Consider the following 21,467-nt stretch of genomic DNA (forward strand, 5'->3'; position numbering starts at 1 on the left):
CCAGAAAAACGGTAAGAACTACAGCTGCAAAGAAAGCCACTGCGTCAATTCATCGGCATAGGCATCATTAACGCCGCGGTCTTTCAATGTCCACAAAAAGGCATTACCCAGCTTGGCTTTTTTGTAGGTATTGAGTTTGTTGGCCCGTTTAAAGGCAGCGAGTTCATGCGACATCTTTATCAGCGTTTTTTCTGCTTTTTCCGCAAATTTCTTTTCTTTCACCGACTCTTTGGCCGGCAGCTCGCGGATCACGAGTTCCGCCAGCGAAATGCCGCACTGACTTGCGGCCCGCGTATCAAACCAGTCAAAAAACCCCATATGAACCTCCTTGTTTAGCTCTGCACCAAGCGCTTGGCCTTGGCGATCGACATCAGCATGCCGATGGCCAGTCCCAGCGTCACCATGGCCGTGCCGCCATAGCTGATGAAAGGCAGCGGCACGCCCACCACGGGCAGGATGCCGCTGACCATGCCCATGTTGACGAAAGCATAGGTGAAAAAAATCATGGTCAGCGCACCGGCCAGCAGGCGCGAAAACAGGGTCGATGCCTCCAGCGCAATGGCCAGTCCGCGCAAAATCAGGAAGATGAACGCCGCAATCAACAACAGATTGCCCAACAGACCGAACTCTTCGGAGTACGCCGCGAAGATGAAGTCGGTGGTGCGCTCGGGAATGAACTCCAGGTGCGTCTGGGTGCCGGCCATAAAGCCCTTGCCCGTGATGCCGCCCGAGCCAATGGCGATCATGCCCTGGATGATGTGAAAGCCCTTGCCCAGCGGGTCGCGCGAGGGGTCGAGCAGCGTGCAGATGCGCTGCTGCTGGTAGTCGTGCAGGATGGGCCAGCGCACGCCGTCGGCACAGATTTGCGGCTCGAACCACACCACGAGGAACACGCCGATGAGGCCCAGCAGCACTGGCGGCAGGATCAGCTTCCAGCTCAGCCCGGCAAAAAAAATCACCGCGAGCCCCGCGGCCAGCACCAGCAGGGAGGTTCCCAGATCAGGCTGCTTCATGATGAGCCCGACCGGAACGAGCAGCAACAACCCGGCGGCCAGGAAGTCCAGCGGGCGTAGCTGGCCTTCGCGTTTCTGAAACCACCAGGCCAGCATCAGCGGCATGGCAATTTTCAGGATTTCGCTGGGCTGGATCACCACGCCCACATTGAGCCAGCGCCGAGCGCCTTTTTTGGTGACGCCGAAGATCGCCACCGCCACCAGCAAGGCCACGCCGGCGATGTACAGCGGCACGGCAAACGCCATCAAGCGCTGGGGCGGCACCTGGGCCACCACAAACATGATGGCGCCGGCAATCAGCATGTTGCGGCCATGGTCAACAAACCGGGTGCCGTGGTCATACCCTGACGAATACATGATCAGGAGGCCTGCACAGGCCAGCAAAAACACCGCAAACGCCAGCAGGCCGTCAAAGCCCTGGAGCAAAGGCAAGGTTCGCTGATAAAGGGAGGGTTTGTCGAAAACGGCGGCCATGCGCGGATTATCCGTCAGCCTTGAAGCCGGGAACGCGTGGCCGGGCATCCCGCGAAAGCGGGCATCGCTATCAATTACATAGCTGCTCGCGCTGGCCCTGATTGGCTTGAAACCCTGTTTCACTTAAAACCGGCATCAAACACCGCGAAACCCGGGAAATCGGCTCCGGCAAAACCTGTGGTGGCCAGCCCGTCTAACATGCGGCATGCGCACCACCCACCTGCTCTATCTCCACGGATTTCGCTCCTCCCCCCAATCCGTGAAAGCAAAAAAAATGGCCGCTGCCGTGCAGCAGCGCCATCCCACCGTTCACTGGTGGTGCCCGCAGCTGCCACCTTCGCCGCACGCCGCGCTGCAGATGGTGAAGGACGAAATTGCCGGCTGGCCCGGCAAGCCGGGCTACCAAAGCATGGGCGTGATCGGCTCTTCGCTGGGCGGCTTTTACGCCACTGCGGTGGCCGAACAGGCCGCTTGCAAGGCCGTGCTACTCAACCCGGCCGTGGAGCCGGCGCGCGACCTCACCCGCTACATCGGCGAGCAAACGGCCTGGCACAACCCGGAAGAACACTTTTTCTTCGAACCCCGCTTTGTGGATGAGCTGAAAGCACAGCACGCCGGGCCGCTGAAATCGCCGCAAAACTACCTCGCCATCGTTGCCAAGGGTGACGAAGTGCTGGACTGGCGTGAAATGACGGCCCGTTATGCGGGCGCTCACATCCGGCTGCTGGAAGGCGGCGACCATGCACTGAGCGACTTTGACCGGCATTTGCCGACCATCCTCGACTTCCTGGCATTGGCCTGAAATCTCTCTGAAGCAGCCCTGATTACACTAGTCTCAAGTCATCAAAGACACCAAAGGGATCCCGTTTTGTTTGTATTGTTTGAAGAAGCCGGCAAGTTCCTGGCCGGCCGCATTTTGTCCGAGAGCGATGCCTCGCTGCAGGTCGAGCTCGACTCGGGCAAGCGTGTGAAGGTCAAGGGCGTTAATGCCCTGCTGAAGTTTGAAAAGCCATCCCCTGCCGAGATGGTGGCCGCCGGCCAAAAGCTGAGCCACGATATTGAGCTGGACCTGGCTTGGGAATTCGCCAGCGAAGACGAATTCGGCTTTGCCGACCTGGCGCGCGATTACTTCAGCGCCGACGGCAAAGCCGCCTCGCTGGAGCAACAGGCCGCCGCGCTCTTTCGCCTGTATGACGCGCCGCACTACTTTCGCCGTGCCGGCAAGGGCCGCTTCAAGAAGGCACCGGCGGAAATCCTGCAGCAGGCGTTGGCCGCCATCGAAAAGAAAAAGCAGGTCGCAGCGCAAATCACCGCCTGGGCCGAAGAACTGGGCCGCGGCGAATGCCCGGCGCCGGTGCGCGATCAGCTTTACAAAATCCTCTTCAAGCCCGACAAGAACAGCGCCGAATACAAGGCAGTCGTCGAAGCCTCGCGCGCCACGCACACCGCGCCGCTCGATTTGCTGCAAAAGGCCGGCGCCATCGCTTCGCCTTACCAGTTTCACTGGAAGCGCTTTTTGTTTGAGAACTTCCCCAAGGGCACGGGCTTTCCGGCGCTGCAAGCGCCTGAAGTCAAGGACGAGCTGCCGCTGGCCGATGTGAAGGCTTTCTCCATCGACGACTCAGCCACCACCGAGATCGACGATGCGCTGTCCGTGCAGGGCCTGGGCAGCGGCACTGTCACGCTTGGCATCCACATCGCCGCGCCGGGCCTGGCCGTATTGCCCGGCAGCCCGATCGACACCGTGGGCCGCGCGCGGCTTTCCACCGTGTACATGCCCGGCTACAAGCTGACCATGCTGCCGGATGAAATCGTCAAAAGCTACACGCTGCAGGAAGGCCGCAACTGCCCTGCGCTGTCGCTGTACCTCACGCTGGATGAGGCCACACTCGAAATCAAGGAAAGCGCCACCCGACTGGAGCTGGTGCCCATCGTCAGCAACCTGCGCCACGACGTGCTGGACAGCACCTTCACCGAGGCTTTTTTTGAAACCGCGCAAAGCAATCCGCCTACCGGCGTGCAATGGGGTGTGGAGCTGACCTTTCTGCACCGGTTGGCCAAACATCTGAAGGCGCAGCGCGAAATCGTGCGCGGCAAGCCAGAAAACTTCAACCGGCCAGACTACAACTTCAGGCTGGACAACCCCACAGGCGGCGAGCCCCAGGGCAACGAGACGGTCAGCATCAGTACGCGCCAGCGCGGCGCACCGCTGGACTTGATCGTGGCCGAGGCCATGATCCTGGCGAACAGCACCTGGGGCGAGTGGCTGGCCGAGCACGGCGTGCCCGGCATTTACCGCAGCCAGGCCAGCCTCTTGCCCGGCGTGAAAGTGCGCATGGGCACCAAGGCCCTGCCGCATGCGGGCATCGGCGTCAAAAGCTATGCCTGGAGCACCTCGCCGCTGCGCCGCTACACCGACCTGGTCAACCAGTGGCAAATCATTGCCTGCGCACGCCATGGCCGCACGGCGGCACTGGCTGCGCCGTTCAAGCCCAAGGACGCCGAGCTGTTTTCCATCATCTCGGGCTTTGATGCCGCCTACAGCGCCTACAACGGGTTCCAGGCCGGCATCGAGCGCTACTGGACACTCAAATACCTGCAGCAGAACAACATCACCGAGCTGACCGCCACCGCCTTCAAGGACAATCTGGTGCGCGCCGACGAGTTGCCGCTGGTGCTGCCGGCCGCCGGCGCGCAGGGCCTGCCGCGTGGCGCGAAAGTGCGTATAAAGCTGGGCGAGATCGACGAGATCACGCTGGATATTTCCGGCACAGTGGTCGAGCGGCTGGACGTGGAGATGGATGAGTCTCCTGATCCGCTGGGCGAGGAGGATGGCGAGTCCGAGATGGCCGCCGGCCCGATCTCGATTGCAGTCGATGTCAATGAGCCACAAACCGATGCCGCTGTGGCGGCTCCGGTCGCCGGTTAACACCGCAATACGCTCATAAACACCGATAATCTCTTCCTGTGAAGTCACCAAGCACACTGCAAATCGCCCTGGGCGCCTCCATCGCCTTTCATGCGGTGTTGCTGACGGCGCGTTTTGTTGATCCGGACCGCTTCAACCGCGTCTTTCAGGACACGCCGCTGGAAGTGATCCTGGTCAACGCCAAGTCCAACGAAAAGCCTGACTTTGCCAAAGCCATCGCGCAGGCCTCGCTGGCCGGTGGTGGCGACATGGAAAAAGGCCGCGCCACTTCTCCCCTGCCGCCTTCGGCCCTGATGGAGCTGGGCGACGCCACCGAAGACGCCCAGCGCAAGGTCGATTCCCTGCAGGAGCAGCAAACCCAGTTGCTCGCCCAAATCAAAAAACAGCTGGCATCGATGCCGCCGCCCGACCCCACACAGCCCGCCAACAACCCGGCGCAGGCCGAGCGCGAGGAAAAACGCAAGCAGCTCGTCAAGATCCTGGCGGAAATCGAGCGGCGCATCAACGAAGAAAACGCACGGCCGAAAAAGCGCTACATCAGCCCGGCCACACGTGAAGAGGTCTACGCCGTTTATTACGACGAACTGCGCCGCAAGATTGAAGACAAGGGGACGGTGAACTTCCCCGAGCTGGCCGGCAAAAAACTGTACGGTGAACTCACGATGATTGTGACGGTGAATTTTGACGGCAGCGTGATCGACACGGAAGTCGTGCAGACCTCGGGCAACCTGACGCTGGACCGGCGGGCGCAAAGCATCGTGCGCGGCACGGGGCCTTTCGGCAAGTTCAGCGATGCGATGCGCAGCAAGGCGGACCAGATCGTGGTGGTGTCGCGCTTCAAGTTCACGCGCGATGACACGCTTGAAACCAAACTCACCAGCCGCTAGCCCCGACTGCTGCTTTCAGCCCCACGCACATGAACACCCGGCCCCGCCATGGATAAGTATTACGTCCTGGGCAATCCGATCGCGCACAGCAAATCCCCGCTGATTCACGCACGATTTGCCGAGCTCACGGGGCAATCCCTGCAATACGAACGCCTGCTGGTGCCGCTGGAGGCGTTCGGCGCCACACTGGCTGAACTGGTACAGGGCGGCGTAAAAGGCTGCAACGTCACCGTGCCTTTCAAGCTGCAAGCTTTTGAAGCCGCAAGCACACGGACCGACAGGGCGCAATTGGCCCAGGCCGCCAACACGTTGGTGCTGCAAGGCGGCGCCATCCACGCCGACAACACCGACGGCGTGGGCCTGGTGAACGACATCCAGAACAACGCCGGTGTTTCGCTGGCCGGGCGCGATGTGCTGCTGATCGGCGCAGGCGGTGCCGGCGCCGGCGCGCTGGCCACCCTGCTGGCGGCCGGGCCACGCCGTCTGGTGCTGGTCAACCGCACGCGGGCGAAAGCCGACGCGCTGGTGGCACGGCACCGGGCACACTCGTCCATGCAGGGTTTGCTACAAAAAACGGAGCTACTCGCGCACGACCTGCAAGGTCTGCAGGGCTATTTCGATGTAATTGTCAATGCCAGCGCAAGCAGCCTGACTGGCGCGGGGGTGCCGGTTCCGGCGCGGGTGCTCAAGCCCGGCGCGCTGGCCTGCGACATGATGTACGGCCCCGCCGCGGCGGGCTTCATGGCCTGGGCCCGGGAAAACGGCGCAACGCCGCGCGACGGGCTGGGCATGCTGGTGGAGCAAGCCGCCGAGGCCTTCGCCCTGTGGCGCGGGGTTCGTCCGCCCTCTGCCCAGGTATTGCGGGAAATGCGGGCGCAGCTGGCATGAAGGCATGCACGCCATGAAAGCACTCTTCAGGCTCATCGGCCTCGGGCTGCTGGCAGGCCTGGCGCTGCAACTGTTTTTTGTGACGCGCATCGCCATGATGGCCGTGGTGGACCCGGAATCCACCGCTTTTCAGCGCTCGGAAGCCTACCTGGTAGTGCGCAACACCGGATCCCTCAAATGGCAGCAGCAATGGGTGCCTTACGACGACCTGCCGGACAACCTCAAGCGCGCGGTAATCGCATCGGAAGACGCCAGCTTCGCCGAGCATGACGGCGTGGACATGGAGGCACTTGAGAAGGCCTGGGACAAAAACGCCAAGGCCGAGCAGCGCGCCGCACAATCCGCCAGCCGCCTGGCTCCCGCCAAGGCAGCGGCAACACCCGCCAGACCGGTGAAAATCATTGGCGGCTCCACCATCACCCAGCAGCTCGCCAAAAATCTTTTCCTGTCGGGTGAGCGTACGCTTTTGCGCAAAGGCCAGGAGCTGGTGCTGACGCTGCTGCTCGAAGCCCTGCTCGGCAAGGAGCGCATTCTGGAGATTTACCTCAACAGCGTGGAGTGGGGCGAAGGTATTTTTGGCGCCGAGGCCGCAGCGCAGCATTACTACCGCAAGCCTGCGTCAAAACTGAGCGCCTATGAATCCGCGCGGCTGGCCGTCATGCTGCCGCGCCCCAAATACTTTGAAACGCGGCCCGGCTCGGGCTACCTGGCTTCGCGCGCCAGCACCATCACGGCCCGTATGGGCGGTGTGGAACTGCCCTGAATGCTGAGCAGCAAAAAGGGCCGAATCCCATGAGCGACAAATTTTCTCCCATCCTGGCCAAGCTGATGGGGCTTTTCCTGCTGGGACTGATCCGCACGCTGACCGGTGCACAGGCCCGCTGGCAAGGCTGCCCGCCCAAGGCGGAACAGCGTATTTATTTTGCCAACCACCAGAGCCATGCCGACCTCGTGCTGATGTGGGCGGCGCTGCCGGAAGAGCTTCGCAGCATCACGCGGCCGATTGCCGCGAAAGACTACTGGACCAAAACTCCTTTCAAGAAATGGATCACCACGGCGGTCTTCAACGCGATTTACGTGGACCGTGCCAAGACCGGCGACCAGGACCCGCTGGAGCCGCTGATCGAGGCCCTGACCAGCGGTGACTCGATCATCCTCTTTCCGGAAGGCACACGCGGCAACCACGAAGAGCCGCAAAAATTCAAGGCGGGCCTGTACAACCTGGCGCTCAAATTCCCCCAGGTGGTGCTGGTGCCGGCCTGGATCAACAATGTGCAGCGCGTCATGCCCAAGGGGGAAGTCGTACCGGTGCCTATCCTCTGTTCCGTCACCTTCGGCGCACCGATTGCACTGGGCGAGGGCGAAGACCGGGGCGAATTTCTGGCGCGTGCACGCCAGGCCGTCATGGATCTCAGGGAAACCTGACACAAGTCCCGGAATCCCGATGAACACTTTTTTGCGCAACCTTTCTCCCTCACACCAGGTCGGCCTGCTGTTCGTGCTGGTGTTCGGCATCCTGACCGTGATCAGCGTAGCCGCCTTCGTGATGGCCCTCAAGGACACGCACGAAGACGACCTGCACACCCAGAAACTCAAGGAATTCAGCGGCCTGCTGCGCACCTCGTGGTTCATGTCCACGGTGTTCTGGATCGGCTGGACGCTGGGCGAAACCGTGGCAACCGTGCTGTTCGGCATGGTGGCTTTTTTTGCGCTGCGCGAATTCATCACGCTCTCACCCACCCGGCAGGGCGACCACCGCAGCCTGGTGCTGGCCTTTTTTGTGGTGCTGCCGGTGCAGTTTGCCCTGGTCATCACGCGGCACTTTGACCTAGTGACCGTGTTCATTCCGGTCTACGTGTTCCTGGCGATTCCGGTGGTCAGCGCGCTGGCCGACGATCCTCACCGTTTCCTCGAACGCAACGCCAAGCTGCAATGGGGCATCATGGTCTGCGTCTATGGCATCAGCCATGTGCCCGCCCTGCTGCTGCTGAAGTTTCCCAACTACCAGGGAAAAAACGCCTTTCTGGTGTTCTTCCTGGTGTTTGTGGTGCAAAGCTGCATGATCGTCCAGCACCTGGTGGGTCGCAAACTGCAACGACCGGGCAGCGCGCCCAATGTCAGCAAGAGCTTTAACTGGACCAGCTGGTTGATCGCCGTCGTTGGGGCCAGCCTGCTGGGCGGACTGTTGGCGGGCCTCACACCCTTCAAGCCGGCGCAGGCGGTGGCCATGGCCTTTATTGCCTGCGTATCGGGCTCGCTCGGGCACCTGGTGATGAAAGCCCTCAAGCGTGATCGCGGCATTCCCAACTGGGGAAATCGCGGCGTGGGCGTCACCGGTGCCAGCGGCCTGTTGGACCGCGTGGATGCGCTGTGCTTTGGCGCACCCATATTTTTTCATTCAGTTAGATGGTATTTTGGCCTCTAACTCAATGAACACGCGCGCGATCAGCTATCAAATACATAGCATATGAGAATCCTCGGCATCGACCCCGGCCTGCAGGTCGCAGGTTTTGGCGTGATCGACATGGACGGCCAGCACCTGCGTTATGTGGCCAGCGGCACCATCAAGACCACACATATGGAACGCAGCGATTTGCCGGGCCGGCTGAAAGTGCTGTTTGAGGGCGTGTGCGAAGTGGTGGAGCGCTACCAGCCCGATGCGGCCTCTGTCGAAATCATCTTTGTCAACGTCAACCCGCAGGCGACGCTGCTGCTGGGCCAGGCGCGCGGGGCCTGCATCACGGCCCTGGTCTCGCGCCAGCTGACAGTGGCCGAATACACGGCGCTACAGCTCAAAAAGGCGGTTGCGGGCTATGGCAAGGCGGGCAAGGCCGAGGTGCAGGAGATGGTGATGCGCCTGCTGAAGCTGCCCTCCCTGCCTGGCAAAGACGCGGCCGATGCGCTGGGGCTGGCGATTACCCACGCCCACGTGGGCAGCGCCATGGCGCGGCTGGCTCAGGCCAGTGGCATAGACACAGCAATGGCGGGGAACTATCGAGGTGGGCGCAGCCGCTAACGCGGCAGGAGCGTCAAGGCAGCCCGGTTGACTCGCTACGCGACGCGCTCGAGTATCAGTACCGCAAAAAATCCGAACGCGGCGATCAGCGTCCACTTGAGAATGGTGAGCCCGAACTGCTTGAACCGTGGCTGCCCAGTACCGGCGTAAAACATGAACGACACCACCGCGGCCAGCAAAAACAGCAGGATGAGCCAGCGAAACAGCAGCATGGCGTGTTCCGCCGGCCCTACCAGGCACGTGCCAGCGTGGCGAAGCCTTGCGGTGCTTTTTTCTCGTCCTCGAAGGTGACGACTTCGTAGGCATCCTTATGCGACAGCAGCTCGCGCAGCAGCTTGTTGTTCATCGCGTGGCCGGAGCGGAACGCGCTGTAGGCGGCCAGCAGCGGTTTGCCCAGCAAATAGAGGTCGCCCATGGCATCGAGGATCTTGTGCTTCACGAACTCGTCGTTGTAACGCAGCCCGTCGCTGTTGAGCACCTTGTAGTCGTCCATGACGATGGCGTTGTCCAGCCCGCCGCCCAAGGCCAGGCCATTGGCGCGCATCATTTCCACATCCTTGGTGAAACCGAAGGTGCGGGCCCGCGCGATGTCGCGTGTGTAGGCGCCCGAACCCATGTCGAACTCAACGCGCTGGCCGGTGGAGTCCACCGCAGGGTGGTCGAAATCAATTTCAAAACTGAGCTTGTAGCCTTCATAGGGGCTCAGGCGCGCCCACTTGGTGTTGGCGCCCTCGCCTTCGCGCACTTCCACAGGCTTGATCACCCGGATAAAGCGCTTGGGTGCGGCCTGCAGCGCAATGCCGGCCGATTGCAGCAAAAATACAAACGAAGAAGCCGAGCCGTCAAGAATGGGGACCTCTTCCGCCGTGATATCGACATACAGGTTGTCAATACCCAGGCCGGCGCACGCCGACATCAGGTGCTCTACCGTATGCACTTTGGCGTTGCCGCTGGAAATGGTGGAAGCCAGCCGTGTGTCCGTCACGGCCTGCGCAGAGATGGCGATGTCCACCGGCTGCGGCAAATCCACACGGCGAAACACGATCCCGGTATCGGGCGCCGCCGGCCGCAAGGTCAGTTCCACCCGCTGGCCGCTGTGCAGGCCCACGCCCACGGCTCTGGTCAGGGATTTAAGGGTACGTTGCTGAAGCATATGGGTGATTTTAAGTGTTGCAGCCGATTGCCGCAGTTGGAGTGTTTGATGGCCACCATAGCCAAAGTGCTACAGGTTTTGCCTTGTTACAGGTGCTGCCTGAAGAATGCCGTCCAGTGCGGCACCGCGACGAAGCGATTCTTCCAGTAGCCCGTGTGGAAAACCTTGCTGACACATCGGGCCATCATGGCGTTGACGTCGTCGCCGGGCATGGTGATGCCGCTGTTAAGTTCGGTCACGCCCGATTCGTCAACCAGAACATCGCATTTGGCATAGTGCGGCCCAAAGACATTGCGTTGCCGTTTGTAAGGCGCGTCGAAACTGTGGCCCTCGCCTTCCAGTACCACGATCTTCGCGTTGCCGCCGCGCCCGTTCATCCAGCCCACGTGGCGTTCACAGTACCGGCTCGGGGTTTCGTCGTCCACTTCACCCGTGATGAAAAGAAATGGGGAATTCACGTAGGCGTCACGCCGGGCATTGCGGTAACCGCAGTAGCCATACAAACCCACCACCGCATCGACGGGTTTGAGGTTGAAGTCGTCGGCGTACAAGCGCCGCATGTTGCGCTCAATCAGTGCGTGGGCGAATTTCTGCTGCATCATGACTGCGGCACCGCCACCCTGCGACTCACCGATGCTGCCGACCTTCTCGAAACCGCGGCCGCGCAGCCAGCCGGCAGCTGCGAGGCTGTCAATGGCCATATTGAATTCGTTACCGCCTTTGCGCGATGCCGCCGGATAGTCGTTGTGCGTCACGTCGATGCCTCGAGGCTTCCAGTGATCGATCACCAGCGCTGCGAAACCCTCCTTCTGAAGGCTGTCCACATAGTCAAACATCCGGCTGTCGATGCCCTGAGATCCGTGCGAGATCAGCACAATCTTCGTCTGCCCGGGCTGGCTGAACAGGTAGCCCTGCGCATCGAGCTTGTTGCAGACAAAGGGAGTACCCGCACACACCATGCTGGGCCAACTCACTTTTTCGGCCGCCTCGGGCCTGGCGGTCTGGGCGGGCGCAGACTGCGCGGACAAAACAACCAGCGCGGCGCAAAACCCTCGTATATCCATGGCGACCTCTTTGTTCTGGAGACGCTCTGCGTTGCAAGGCCAAAAAAAAGGGCGGACTACCAGCCCGCCCCTTTCGCCCTGCTTTGCGGGAACCTTAGTCAGCCTGCTTGCGCAGGAAGGCCGGAATCTCGAAGTCGTCCATCCCGCCGGAGGCCAGGGCATCGACTTTTGCGGCCGCCTGGGTCCGGTTGGTACGCCACACGCTGGGCACCGACATGTTGCCGTAGTCGGGCTGGGCCGATCCCATGGCCGTCTGCGCCGCACCGGCGCCATTGGCCGTTGTGTTCAGCGTCGGGACGTTGAACGGCACGTTGTCAGTACCCGTGCGCAGCACCTGCAGCGGCGGCGCATGGCGGCGCACGCCCTGGCGGGACAAGCCCGTTGCGACCACGGTCACACGGATATCGTCGCCCAGTTCATCGTCGTAGGCCGTGCCGTAGATCACATGCGCATCGGGGGAGGCGTATGCGCGGATGGTGTTCATCGCCAGCTTGGATTCGCTCAGCTTGAGCGAGCCCTTTGCCGCGGTGATCAGCACCAGCACGCCTTTGGCGCCCGACAGGTCAATGCCTTCCAGAAGCGGGCAAGCTACAGCCTGTTCGGCGGCGATGCGCGCACGATCAGGACCGTTGGCCTTGGCCGTTCCCATCATGGCCTTGCCGGGTTCACCCATCACGGTGCGCACGTCTTCAAAGTCGACGTTGACGTGGCCGGGCACGTTGATGATTTCGGCAATGCCGCCCACGGCGTTTTTCAGCACGTCGTTGGCATGCGCAAAAGCCTCATCCTGCGTGACGTCGTCGCCCAGCACTTCGAGCAGCTTTTCATTGAGCACCACGATCAGTGAGTCAACGTTGGCTTCAAGTTCTGCCAGGCCGAGGTCGGCGTTGGTCATGCGGCGACCGCCTTCAAAATCAAACGGCTTGGTCACCACGCCGACGGTCAGGATGCCCATCTCCTTGGCCACGCGTGCGATCACGGGGGCGGCACCGGTACCGGTGCCGCCGCCCATGCCCGCGGTGATGAACAACATGTGCGCGCCGGCAATGGCGCTGCGGATGTCGTCCACAGCCAGCTCTGCCGCATCGCGCCCCTTGTCGGGCTTGCTGCCCGCACCCAGGCCGCTGGCACCCAGCTGGATGGTCTTGTGCGCACTGCCGCGGCTGAGTGCCTGCGCGTCGGTATTGGCGCAGATGAATTCGACGCCTTGCACGCCGCATTCGATCATGTGCCCAACGGCGTTGCCACCACCGCCGCCCACACCGATCACCTTGATCTGTGTGCCCTGGTTGAATTCTTCGATTTCAATCATTTCGATGCTCATTGGGAGCCTCCTAATCAATAAACTGCAGTTGCCAAAATTTTCAGAACGTTGTATTTATGTTTGACATGACCGGCTTACGCAGGGGGATCCGCCCCGCCTGAATGCATACAACGTGAGGGCCTGCCGATAAAAGTGGAATAGGTATTCATCAGAAATTCCCCACAAACCAGTCTTTGACCCGGCCGAATGCGTTGTGCACACTGCCTGCCTTTTGCGACACCTTGTAGCCCCGCATGCGCGCCAGCCGGGCTTCTTCGAGCAAGCCCATGACCGTGGCGGCCCGGGCCTGGGCCACCATGTCTGACAGCGCACTGTTGTAGCGCGGTATGCCCCGGCGAACCGGTTTGAGGAAGATGTCCTCCCCGAGTTCCACCATGCCGGGCATGACGGCACTGCCACCGGTAATGACGATGCCCGAAGACAACACCTCTTCGTAGCCCGACTCGCGGATCACCTGCTGGACCAGCGAAAAAATTTCCTCGATGCGCGGCTCGATCACGCCCGCCAGGGCCTGCTTGCTCAGCATGCGCGGTCCCCGGTCTCCCAGCCCCGGCACTTCCACCTGCGTGTCGGGGTCGGCCAGCAGCTGCTTGGCGTAACCGCTTTCCACCTTGATGTCTTCAGCGTCCTTGGTGGGCGTGCGCAGCGCCATCGCGATGTCGCTGGTGATCAGGTCACCGGCGATCGGGATCACCGCGGTGTGCCGGATGGCGCCACCGGTGAAGATGGCGACGTCGGTGGTGCCGGCACCGATATCGACCATGGCCACACCCAGCTCCTGCTCGTCCTGTGTCAATACCGCCAGACTCGAAGCCAGCGGGTTGAGCATGAGCTGATCGACTTCAAGCCCACAGCGCCGCACACATTTGATGATGTTTTCAGCCGCGCTCTGGGCGCCCGTCACGATGTGCACCTTGGCTTCCAGGCGTATGCCGCTCATGCCGATGGGTTCGCGCACGTCCTGGCCGTCAATCACGAACTCCTGCGGCTCCACCAGCAGCAGGCGCTGGTCGGTCGAGATGTTGATGGCCTTGGCCGTCTCGATCACGCGCGCTACGTCGGCCTGCGTGACTTCCTTGTCCTTGACCGCCACCATGCCGCTGGAGTTGATGCCGCGGATGTGGCTGCCGGTAATGCCGGTGTAGACGCGGGCGATCTTGCAGTCGGCCATCAGTTCAGCCTCTTTCAGGGCCTGCTGGATGCTTTGCACCGTGGCGTCAATATTGACGACCACCCCGCGTTTGAGCCCGTTGCTCGCCGCGATGCCCAGGCCGGCAAGCTTGAGCTCCCCGCCCGGCATGACCTCGGCCACCACCGCCATGACCTTGCTGGTTCCGATGTCCAGCCCGACCACCAGATCTTTGTATTCCTTGGCCATATATTTACCTTTTTTTCTTTCCGTCGTCTTTGTCAGCGGGGCTTCCCGTGGTGACACCCCTGAGCCTGATCGCATAACCATTGCCGTAACGCAGGTCGGCGGATTCCAGGTCCCGCCCGTACCGGGATGACACCTGCGTCACCGTGGCAATAAAGCGGCGGGTACGTGCCTGTATTTCGTCCAGCGACCCGTGCCCCAGTTCGATCACGGCGCCGCTGTCCAATTGGGCACGCCAGCCACCCTGGCCGGTCATCTGCAATTGCTCCAGCGTGGCATCTGTTTCGTCGAACATCGGCGCCAACGCCTGGTAGGCCTGCAGTACCTGCGCCGCCTGACCCGGCGGCCCATTGAGCACCGGCAGGTCTTCCGCCTCGACGTCGCCCTGGTTGGCCTCAAACACCTCACCGAAGCTGTTGACGAGCCGGGCGTCGCCCTCGGCCCCCCAGAACGCCACCGGTTTGTGTTCCTGCAGCACCACCTTCAACCGGTTCGGAAATTCGCGCTGCACCAGCGCCCTGCGCACCCAGGGAACGGACTCGAACACCGCGCGCGTGGCACCCAGGTTCACCGTGAAAAAATTGCCGGACAACCTGGGCGCCACATTGGCCCGCAGCGTGACGGCGTTGTTGTGCGCAAGGTCGCCCTCCACACGGATTGCGTTCAGGCTGAACAGGGACTGGCGCATGAGCCACGCCACAGCCAGTGACGCAACCATGGCGGCAAACGCCAGGCCCAGAACCACCGAGAAGGTATTCATGAGCTTGACGTCCAGCGGCAAGGAAGGCGGCAGTGGCAGGGTTCTGCTCAAGTGGCGGATCCTCCGTGTTTTTGGTGGTCGAGCGAAGCAGTCTTCAGCACTTCGATGCAAAGGTCTTCATACGAGATTCCGGCTGCTCGGGCGGACATGGGCACCAGCGAATGCCCGGTCATGCCCGGCGACGTGTTGATCTCCAGCAGGTAGGGCTTGCGCGTGGCCCTGTCTATCATCACGTCGGCGCGGGCCCAGCCACGGCAATTGAGAATGCGAAAGGTGTCCAGCACAAGCTGCTGGATGACAGCCTCTTCGCCCTCGGGCAGCCCGCAGGGAACCAGGTACTGGGTGCTGTCGGTGAAGTATTTGTTCTGGTAGTCGTAGTTGCCGTCGGGCGCCACGATGCGGATGACCGGCAGTGCGCGTGCCCCCGCACCGGTACCCAGCACCGGGCAGGTCACCTCGTCACCGCTGATGAATTGCTCGCACAGGACATCGGCATCGAGTTTTTCGGCCTGTGCCACAGCGCTGGCCATGGCGGAGCGTTCCGTCACCTTGGTCAGCCCGATCGACGAACCTTCGCGTGCCGGCTTGACGATCAACGGCAGGCCGAGCGCATCCGGCAAGGCAGCGATGTCTGCAGCGCCGTAAGTGCCACGGCGCAGCAGACGGTATTGAGGGGTTGGCAATCCTTCGGAGATCATCACGCGCTTGGTCATGACCTTGTCGATGGCCATGCTGGAAGCCATGACGCCGGAGCCGGTGTAGGGAATGCCCAGCAATTCGAGCGCACCTTGCACCGTGCCATCTTCCCCAAAGCGTCCATGCAATGCGATGAAGCAACGCTCGAACCCGTCCTTCTTCAGCTCGCTCAGGTCGCGCTCGGCAGGATCAAAGGCGAGGGCATCCACGCCGCGCGAGCGAAGCGCTTTCAGTACCCCGTTACCTGACATCAGCGAAACCTCGCGCTCGGCCGACAGCCCGCCCATCAGGACGGCGACTTTTCCAAAATTCAACGCGCCTGCTTTCATGCCCGGACCTCCCTGGTACCGCCATGCCCTGCCGGCTCCAGCATTTCTGCAACCCTTGCGGGCACCATGCCGATGGATCCGGCCCCCATGCACATCACGACGTCGCCATCCAGCGTGTTGTCGAGGATGGCCTGCGGCATGGCATCGATCTCATCCACAAAGACAGGTTCTACCTTGCCGGCCACGCGTAAAGCCCGCGCCAGCGAGCGTCCGTCTGCGGCCACGATGGGCGCTTCACCGGCGGCATACACCTCGGACAGCAGCACCGCATCGGCGTTGCCGATGACCTTGACGAAATCTTCAAAACAGTCACGCGTGCGGGTGTAGCGGTGCGGCTGGAAAGCCAGCACCAGCCGCCGGCCGGGGAAGGCGCCGCGCGCGGCAGCCAGCGTCGCGGCCATTTCCACCGGGTGATGGCCATAGTCTTCGATCACGGTGAAATGTCCGCCGCCCTTGGCCGGCATGTCCCCGTAACTCTGGAAGCGCCGCCCGACGCCCCGGAATTCAGCCAGCGCTTTCTGTACTGCCGCGTCGGGCACGTTGAGCTCAACGGCAATGGCAATAGCCGACAGGGCATTGAGCACGTTGTGCTCGCCGGCCAGGTTGAGCACCACGTCCATGTCGGGCAAGGTCACGCCATTGCGGCGCTGTGCCGTGAAATGCATTTGTGCGCCCACCGGCCGCACATTGACGGCGCGCACCTGCGCATCTTCGCCGAAACCATAGCTGGTAATGGGGCAGGAAACCTGCGGCAGGATGTCGCGCACAGCCGGGTCGTCGGTGCACAAGATCGCCGTTCCGTAAAAAGGCATGCGGTGCAGGAAGTCGACAAAAGCTTTCTTGAGGTTGCCGAAATCGTGACCGTAAGTCTCCATGTGGTCAGCGTCGATGTTGGTGACGACAGCCATTACGGGCAGCAGGTTCAGGAACGAAGCATCCGATTCGTCAGCTTCGACCACGATGTAGTCGCCCGAGCCGAGCTTGGCGTTGGCACCGGCGCTGTTGAGGCGCCCGCCGATCACAAAGGTCGGGTCCAGGCCGCCCTCGGCCAGCACGCTGGCGACCAGGCTGGTGGTGGTGGTTTTGCCGTGCGTCCCGGCAATCGCGATGCCCTGCTTCAGGCGCATCAGTTCGGCCAGCATCAGCGCGCGCGGCACCACGGGAATGCGTTTTTCACGCGCCGCCAGCACCTCGGGGTTGTCGGCCTGTACGGCGGTGGATGTCACCACGGCGTCAACCATCTCAAGGTTGCCGGCGGTGTGGCCGACGAAGGTCTTGATGCCGAGCTTGCCCAGGCGTCGCAGCGTTGGGCTGTCTGACAGGTCAGACCCCGAAATGACGTATCCCAGGTTGTGCAGCACCTCTGCAATGCCAGACATGCCGGCGCCGCCCAGACCGATGAAGTGAATGTTTTTGATGGCGTGTTTCATGTCGCCAGCTCCTCACAAGCGGCCACCACACGGGCCGTGGCTTCAGTTTTTTGCATGGTTTTGGCCTGTAAGGCTTTCTGGACAAGCGCAAGCCGCTCTGTTTTTTGTAGCATTTCTGCCAGCATTCCGGCGCTGAGGTCGCGCTGCTGGATCAGCCATCCGCCTCCCTGGTCGACCAGGAACTTCGCGTTGACTGTCTGGTGGTCGTCGACCGCAGCGGGAAAAGGCACGAACACTGCCGCAGCGCCCACCGCAGCGATTTCCGTGACCGTACTGGCGCCAGCGCGGCAAATGATCAGGTCGGCATCGGCGAAGGCCTTCGCGGTGTCTTCAATGAAAGGCGTGAGCTCGGCCGATACGCCAGCCGCCGCATAGTTGGCGCGCAATTCTTCAATCTGCAGCGCGCCGCTTTGGTGGAGGACCTGTGGTCGTTCTGCTTCAGGGATCAGTGCGAGGGCTTTGGGTACCAGCTCGTTCAACCCCCGGGCGCCCAGGCTCCCGCCGATCACCAGCAGTTTCAGGGGACCGCTGCGTCCGGCAAAACGCTCTTGCGGGTCGGGCTGCCGGGTAAATGCTGGCCGCAGTGGGTTGCCCACCCATTCGGCTTTGGGCAACACACCCGGAAATGCGGTGAAGACGCGGTCAGCCACACTCGCCAGCACCTTGTTGACCATACCCGCCACCGAATTCTGCTCGTGCAGAACCAGGGGCTTACCCAACAGCACACTCATCATCCCGGCCGGAAAACTGATGTAGCCGCCCAGGCCGACCACCACATCGGGCTTGACGCGGCGTACCACCTGGATGCTTTGCCAAAACGCCTTGAGCAGGCGCAGGGGCAGGAATGCCAGCGTGACCGGCCCTTTGCCCCGCACACCGGAAAAATCAATCGATTCGAAAGGGAAGCCGCGGGGCGGCACCAGCTGGCTTTCCATGCTGGGGCGAACTGCGCTGCCACGCCCGCCCAGCCAGTGCACCCGCCAGCCGCGCTCCCGCAGGGCCTCAGCCACGGCCAGGCCCGGGAAAATGTGCCCGCCCGTTCCTCCGGCCATCACCAAAGCACAGTGTTGCTTGCTCATGCGCGGCCTCCTCTCATGAGCAGGCGATTCTCATAGTCAATCCTCAGCACCACGGCCAAAGAAATCAGGTTCATCAGAATCGCCGAACCACCGTAACTCATCAACGGCAGCGTGAGGCCCTTGGTCGGCAGCGCACCGAGGTTCACGCCAATGTTGATGAAGGTCTGGAAACCTATCCAGATGCCAACGCCTTGCGCCACCAGACCGGCAAACAGGCGGTCCAGGGCAATCGACTGGCGACCGATGTGCATGATGCGGCGGGTCATCCACATGAACATGCCGATCACAGCCAGCACACCCAACAGGCCAAACTCTTCGCCAATCACGGCCATCAGGAAGTCGGTGTGCGCTTCGGGCAGCCAATGCAGCTTCTCAATGCTGCCGCCCAGACCCACACCGAAAATCTCGCCGCGGCCGAAGGCAATCAGGGAGTGGGAGAGCTGGTAGCCCTTGCCCATGGAGTATTTATCGCTCCACGGGTCGAGGTAGGCAAAGATACGCTCACGCCGCCATTCGCTGAGCATCACCATCAGGCTGAAGGCAACCACCACCACAGCCGCGATGACAAAGAACATGCGGGCATTGACACCGCCCAGGAAGAGAATACCCATCGCAATGACCGAGATCACCATGAACGCGCCCATGTCGGGTTCGGCCAGCAATAGCAATCCGACAATTGCTATGGCCACAGCCATGGGCATCACCGCGCGGAAGAAGCGCTCTTTCACTTCCATCTTGCGGACCATGTAATCGGCCGCATAGAGAAGCACCGCGAATTTCGCGAGCTCTGAAGGCTGAAAGTTCATGATGCCCAGCGAAATCCAGCGGCGGGCGCCGTTCACGCCTTTTCCGATAAACGGCACCAGGACCAGTATCAGCAGCAACAGGGAGAGGACAAACAGCCAGGGCGCCAGTTTTTCCCATGTGGCCAGCGGCACCTGGAATGCCAGGACGGCGACGATGAGAGCGACCACCAGCGACAACACATGGCGCAGCAGGAAATGGGTATGCGCATAGCGCGCGAATTTGGGGTTGTCGGGCATGGCCACGGAAGCTGAATACACCATCACAAGGCCCCACATCAGCAAGGCCACGGTGACCCACAGCAGCGCCTGGTCAAAACCGGCCATGCGAACAGGAGGTGCGGCCAGCGTCTGTGGCCGGCTGTGTCCGCCAAGCCGCACGGGAAGGACTTCCGACGCGGCCTTGCCGACACCGGAGAACCAGCCGAAAAAGCGCACGACAGCCGTCACAGCACATGCCCCTGTTCTTGCGCCAGCGCCTGCACGGCGTCGCAAAAGACCTTGGCCCGGTGCTCGTAGTTGTCGAACATGTCGAAGCTTGCACAGGCCGGCGACATCAGGACGGCTTCACCGGTCTGTGCCTGCTGCGCGGCCAGGGTGACCGCTTCCTCCATGGATGCGGCGTCGAACACTGGAATATTGCGGGGCAAGACCTCCTTGATGAGAGGCGCATCGCGCCCTATCAGCACCACGGCCCGGACGTGGCGTTGCACCGGGTCGGCCAACGGTGAGAAGTCCTGCCCCTTGCCTTCGCCGCCCAGAATGAGCACCAGCTTGCGCTCCAGTCCCAACCCTGTCAGAGCCGCCACGGTGGCGCCCACGTTGGTGCCCTTGCTGTCGTCGAAGTATTCAACGTCATTAACGACAGCCACCGACTCCACGCGATGGGGCTCACCGCGGTATTCGCGCAGGCCGTGCAGCATGGGGGCGAGGTTGCAGCCCGCAGCCACAGCCAGGCCCAGCGCGGCCAGGGCGTTGGTGGCGTTATGCCGCCCGCGTATGCGAAGGGCTTCGATAGGCATCAGGCGCTGCACGTGCAGCTCTACCTCTTCGTCCTTGCGGCGCTTGATGGTTTCGTCGGCCTCGGCCGCGCGCACCAACCAGGTCATGCCATTGACGGTTTCGATGCCGTAGTCGCCGGGGCGCTGCGGCTCGCCGGCGCCGAAGGTCGCATGGGGGCGCACCTGGGGCGGCTTCAGGCGCACCTTGACGGGCGGCGGCAGCATGGCCATCACGCGAGCGTCATCGCGATTGAGCAGCATGAAGGTGCTGGCACCGAAGACCCTGGCTTTCGCCGCGACGTAGGCGTCCATGTCGCCGTGCCAGTCCAGATGGTCCTGCGTGATGTTGAGCACCACGGCGGCCGTTGGCTCAAAGCCGTGCACATCGGCGAGCTGGAAACTGGACAGCTCCAGCACCCAGACTTGCGGCAGGGTTTGCGCATCCATATGGGCCGACAGCGTGTCGAGCAGCGTCGGGCCGATGTTGCCTGCCACGGCCACCGTTTTCCCGGCGCGCTGCACCAGTTGGCCCAACAGCGAGGTCACCGTGGTTTTGCCGTTGGTTCCCGTGATGGCCAACACTTCGGGCCGGTAGCCGGTGGGCTTTTCCGGCGGCACAAGACCCAGTAATTCAGGGGTTGCAACCCTTTCGCTCGCTTCTTCAAGGGCGACTGACCCGCCCTCTGGTGTGCTGTCTGCCGCATCTGGCAGAACCTCTGTGTCGTCGGAGGCACCGGCTGGCACAGAGGTTTCGCCCGCGAGCGAATCAGCTACAGCCATCGCATCGGGCACGTCCGTTCCATCTGATGATTCGGATGACAGCGACTCAGGCACCGGCTCCGGGAGTGCGGGAGGTGCCTCAGTTTCAGGCTCGTCTTCCACCGCCTCTGCGGCAGGGACATCGCGGAGATCGGCAAGAGCCAGGGAGAACAGATCAAGCTCACCCCCAACCGGCAAACCGATCTCGCGCGCAGCCTCCACCACAGGGGCGATCACTGCAGGCGCCAGCCCCGGCGAACGGTAGACAGCACGCACGGCAGTACCTTGCACCAGCGCTGGCGTAAAAGCACCGCCGATGAACGTGACGCCCGGCAATTCCTGTCGCAACGTTGCGAGCAAGGAAGGCGCCTCGCGCGTATCGGCGACCGTGACCGAAGCGCCATGGCGCACGCACCAGCGCGCCATGGCGAGGCCGGACGCGCCCAGGCCCAGAATCAACACGGTTTGGTCTTGCAAATGCCGCATG

The 21,467-nt window shown here is 62.1% G+C and carries 21 protein-coding genes; 8 read left to right on the top strand and 13 right to left on the bottom strand.

The genetic code is table 11. The features are described from left to right. Positions 1–18 precede the first annotated feature (18 nt). A complete protein-coding gene (locus tag AC1DWQ_RS03525; RefSeq protein WP_477668384.1) occupies positions 19–318 on the bottom strand; it encodes a hypothetical protein in 300 nt (99 codons plus the stop codon). 14 nt (positions 319–332) lie between these two features. Further along, positions 333–1,487 (bottom strand): rod shape-determining protein RodA, encoded by a 1,155-nt coding sequence (gene rodA / locus AC1DWQ_RS03530; protein WP_477668385.1) that lies wholly within the window; start codon positions 1,485–1,487, stop codon positions 333–335. Positions 1,488–1,692: 205 nt separating this feature from the next. On the opposite strand from rodA, the gene AC1DWQ_RS03535 reads away from it, so the two are divergent. From AC1DWQ_RS03535 to ruvC, 8 genes are all read left to right on the top strand, one after another. Then, positions 1,693–2,289: a YqiA/YcfP family alpha/beta fold hydrolase gene (locus AC1DWQ_RS03535; protein WP_477668386.1), complete on the top strand. Its 597-nt coding sequence runs from the start codon at positions 1,693–1,695 to the stop codon at positions 2,287–2,289. A 66-nt stretch (positions 2,290–2,355) separates the two neighbouring features. Continuing rightward, positions 2,356–4,416, top strand: a complete 2,061-nt coding sequence (locus AC1DWQ_RS03540) for a ribonuclease catalytic domain-containing protein (protein WP_477668387.1) — start codon at positions 2,356–2,358, stop codon at positions 4,414–4,416. A 38-nt stretch (positions 4,417–4,454) separates the two neighbouring features. Further along, positions 4,455–5,303, top strand: coding sequence for an energy transducer TonB (locus AC1DWQ_RS03545; protein WP_477668388.1), 849 nt, complete (start codon positions 4,455–4,457; stop codon positions 5,301–5,303). 48 nt (positions 5,304–5,351) lie between these two features. Next, positions 5,352–6,191: a shikimate dehydrogenase gene (gene aroE / locus AC1DWQ_RS03550; protein ID WP_477668389.1), complete on the top strand. Its 840-nt coding sequence runs from the start codon at positions 5,352–5,354 to the stop codon at positions 6,189–6,191. Between the two features lie 13 nt (positions 6,192–6,204). Next, the gene (locus AC1DWQ_RS03555) at positions 6,205–6,954 is read left to right on the top strand and encodes a transglycosylase domain-containing protein (RefSeq protein ID WP_477668390.1); all 750 of its coding nucleotides are present in this window, start codon (positions 6,205–6,207) and stop codon (positions 6,952–6,954) included. Between the two features lie 29 nt (positions 6,955–6,983). Beyond that, positions 6,984–7,616, top strand: a complete 633-nt coding sequence (locus AC1DWQ_RS03560) for a lysophospholipid acyltransferase family protein (RefSeq protein WP_477668391.1) — start codon at positions 6,984–6,986, stop codon at positions 7,614–7,616. Positions 7,617–7,635: 19 nt separating this feature from the next. Beyond that, positions 7,636–8,616: a phosphatidate cytidylyltransferase gene (locus tag AC1DWQ_RS03565; protein WP_477668392.1), complete on the top strand. Its 981-nt coding sequence runs from the start codon at positions 7,636–7,638 to the stop codon at positions 8,614–8,616. A 42-nt stretch (positions 8,617–8,658) separates the two neighbouring features. Then, complete coding sequence (gene ruvC, locus AC1DWQ_RS03570; protein WP_477668393.1) at positions 8,659–9,207, top strand: crossover junction endodeoxyribonuclease RuvC; 549 nt, start codon at positions 8,659–8,661, stop codon at positions 9,205–9,207. A gap of 35 nt (positions 9,208–9,242) precedes the next feature. Here the strand turns inward: ruvC and AC1DWQ_RS03575 are convergent, their stop codons facing one another. The 11 genes from AC1DWQ_RS03575 to murD form a co-directional block, all read right to left on the bottom strand. Continuing rightward, entirely contained in the window at positions 9,243–9,419 is a 177-nt protein-coding gene (locus tag AC1DWQ_RS03575; protein WP_477668394.1) for a hypothetical protein, read from the bottom strand. Positions 9,420–9,436: 17 nt separating this feature from the next. After that, entirely contained in the window at positions 9,437–10,360 is a 924-nt protein-coding gene (gene lpxC / locus AC1DWQ_RS03580; RefSeq protein ID WP_477668395.1) for a UDP-3-O-acyl-N-acetylglucosamine deacetylase, read from the bottom strand. Positions 10,361–10,446: 86 nt separating this feature from the next. After that, a complete protein-coding gene (locus AC1DWQ_RS03585) occupies positions 10,447–11,424 on the bottom strand; it encodes a dienelactone hydrolase family protein (protein WP_477668396.1) in 978 nt (325 codons plus the stop codon). A gap of 94 nt (positions 11,425–11,518) precedes the next feature. Continuing rightward, positions 11,519–12,748 carry a cell division protein FtsZ gene (ftsZ, locus tag AC1DWQ_RS03590; protein ID WP_477668397.1) on the bottom strand — a complete coding sequence of 410 codons (1,230 nt, stop codon included), beginning with the start codon at positions 12,746–12,748 and terminating at the stop codon, positions 11,519–11,521. Between the two features lie 148 nt (positions 12,749–12,896). Continuing rightward, positions 12,897–14,126 (bottom strand): cell division protein FtsA, encoded by a 1,230-nt coding sequence (gene ftsA / locus AC1DWQ_RS03595; RefSeq protein ID WP_431098281.1) that lies wholly within the window; start codon positions 14,124–14,126, stop codon positions 12,897–12,899. Positions 14,127–14,130: 4 nt separating this feature from the next. Next, positions 14,131–14,934 (bottom strand): cell division protein FtsQ/DivIB, encoded by an 804-nt coding sequence (locus AC1DWQ_RS03600; protein WP_477668398.1) that lies wholly within the window; start codon positions 14,932–14,934, stop codon positions 14,131–14,133. Beyond that, entirely contained in the window at positions 14,931–15,908 is a 978-nt protein-coding gene (locus AC1DWQ_RS03605) for a D-alanine--D-alanine ligase (protein ID WP_477668399.1), read from the bottom strand. Before AC1DWQ_RS03605 ends, AC1DWQ_RS03600 begins: the two co-directional genes overlap by 4 nt. After that, positions 15,905–17,338 (bottom strand): UDP-N-acetylmuramate--L-alanine ligase, encoded by a 1,434-nt coding sequence (gene murC / locus AC1DWQ_RS03610; RefSeq protein WP_477668400.1) that lies wholly within the window; start codon positions 17,336–17,338, stop codon positions 15,905–15,907. Before murC ends, AC1DWQ_RS03605 begins: the two co-directional genes overlap by 4 nt. Then, entirely contained in the window at positions 17,335–18,417 is a 1,083-nt protein-coding gene (gene murG / locus AC1DWQ_RS03615; RefSeq protein WP_477668401.1) for an undecaprenyldiphospho-muramoylpentapeptide beta-N-acetylglucosaminyltransferase, read from the bottom strand. Before murG ends, murC begins: the two co-directional genes overlap by 4 nt. Continuing rightward, the gene (gene ftsW, locus AC1DWQ_RS03620) at positions 18,414–19,670 is read right to left on the bottom strand and encodes a putative lipid II flippase FtsW (protein ID WP_477668402.1); all 1,257 of its coding nucleotides are present in this window, start codon (positions 19,668–19,670) and stop codon (positions 18,414–18,416) included. Before ftsW ends, murG begins: the two co-directional genes overlap by 4 nt. Next, positions 19,667–21,466: a UDP-N-acetylmuramoyl-L-alanine--D-glutamate ligase gene (murD, locus tag AC1DWQ_RS03625; protein WP_477668403.1), complete on the bottom strand. Its 1,800-nt coding sequence runs from the start codon at positions 21,464–21,466 to the stop codon at positions 19,667–19,669. The genes ftsW and murD overlap by 4 nt, the downstream gene beginning before the upstream one ends. Position 21,467 lies beyond the last annotated feature (1 nt).

The sequence above is a fragment of the Polaromonas sp. P2_G11 genome (genome assembly GCF_056403595.1).

Excerpts from the sequence above, each read along its gene's own strand:
- murD (WP_477668403.1), bottom strand. The coding sequence starts at position 21,466 with ATGCGGCATTTGCAAGACCAAACCGTGTTGATTCTGGGCCTGGGCGCG.
- ftsZ (WP_477668397.1), bottom strand. The coding sequence starts at position 12,748 with ATGAGCATCGAAATGATTGAAATCGAAGAATTCAACCAGGGCACACAG.
- AC1DWQ_RS03560 (WP_477668391.1), top strand. The coding sequence starts at position 6,984 with ATGAGCGACAAATTTTCTCCCATCCTGGCCAAGCTGATGGGGCTTTTC.
- rodA (WP_477668385.1), bottom strand. The coding sequence starts at position 1,487 with ATGGCCGCCGTTTTCGACAAACCCTCCCTTTATCAGCGAACCTTGCCT.
- AC1DWQ_RS03535 (WP_477668386.1), top strand. The coding sequence starts at position 1,693 with ATGCGCACCACCCACCTGCTCTATCTCCACGGATTTCGCTCCTCCCCC.
- lpxC (WP_477668395.1), bottom strand. The coding sequence starts at position 10,360 with ATGCTTCAGCAACGTACCCTTAAATCCCTGACCAGAGCCGTGGGCGTG.
- murG (WP_477668401.1), bottom strand. The coding sequence starts at position 18,417 with ATGAGCAAGCAACACTGTGCTTTGGTGATGGCCGGAGGAACGGGCGGG.
- AC1DWQ_RS03605 (WP_477668399.1), bottom strand. The coding sequence starts at position 15,908 with ATGAAAGCAGGCGCGTTGAATTTTGGAAAAGTCGCCGTCCTGATGGGC.
- AC1DWQ_RS03585 (WP_477668396.1), bottom strand. The coding sequence starts at position 11,424 with ATGGATATACGAGGGTTTTGCGCCGCGCTGGTTGTTTTGTCCGCGCAG.
- AC1DWQ_RS03525 (WP_477668384.1), bottom strand. The coding sequence starts at position 318 with ATGGGGTTTTTTGACTGGTTTGATACGCGGGCCGCAAGTCAGTGCGGC.
- ruvC (WP_477668393.1), top strand. The coding sequence starts at position 8,659 with ATGAGAATCCTCGGCATCGACCCCGGCCTGCAGGTCGCAGGTTTTGGC.
- AC1DWQ_RS03555 (WP_477668390.1), top strand. The coding sequence starts at position 6,205 with ATGAAAGCACTCTTCAGGCTCATCGGCCTCGGGCTGCTGGCAGGCCTG.
- AC1DWQ_RS03565 (WP_477668392.1), top strand. The coding sequence starts at position 7,636 with ATGAACACTTTTTTGCGCAACCTTTCTCCCTCACACCAGGTCGGCCTG.
- ftsA (WP_431098281.1), bottom strand. The coding sequence starts at position 14,126 with ATGGCCAAGGAATACAAAGATCTGGTGGTCGGGCTGGACATCGGAACC.
- murC (WP_477668400.1), bottom strand. The coding sequence starts at position 17,338 with ATGAAACACGCCATCAAAAACATTCACTTCATCGGTCTGGGCGGCGCC.
- aroE (WP_477668389.1), top strand. The coding sequence starts at position 5,352 with ATGGATAAGTATTACGTCCTGGGCAATCCGATCGCGCACAGCAAATCC.
- AC1DWQ_RS03575 (WP_477668394.1), bottom strand. The coding sequence starts at position 9,419 with ATGCTGCTGTTTCGCTGGCTCATCCTGCTGTTTTTGCTGGCCGCGGTG.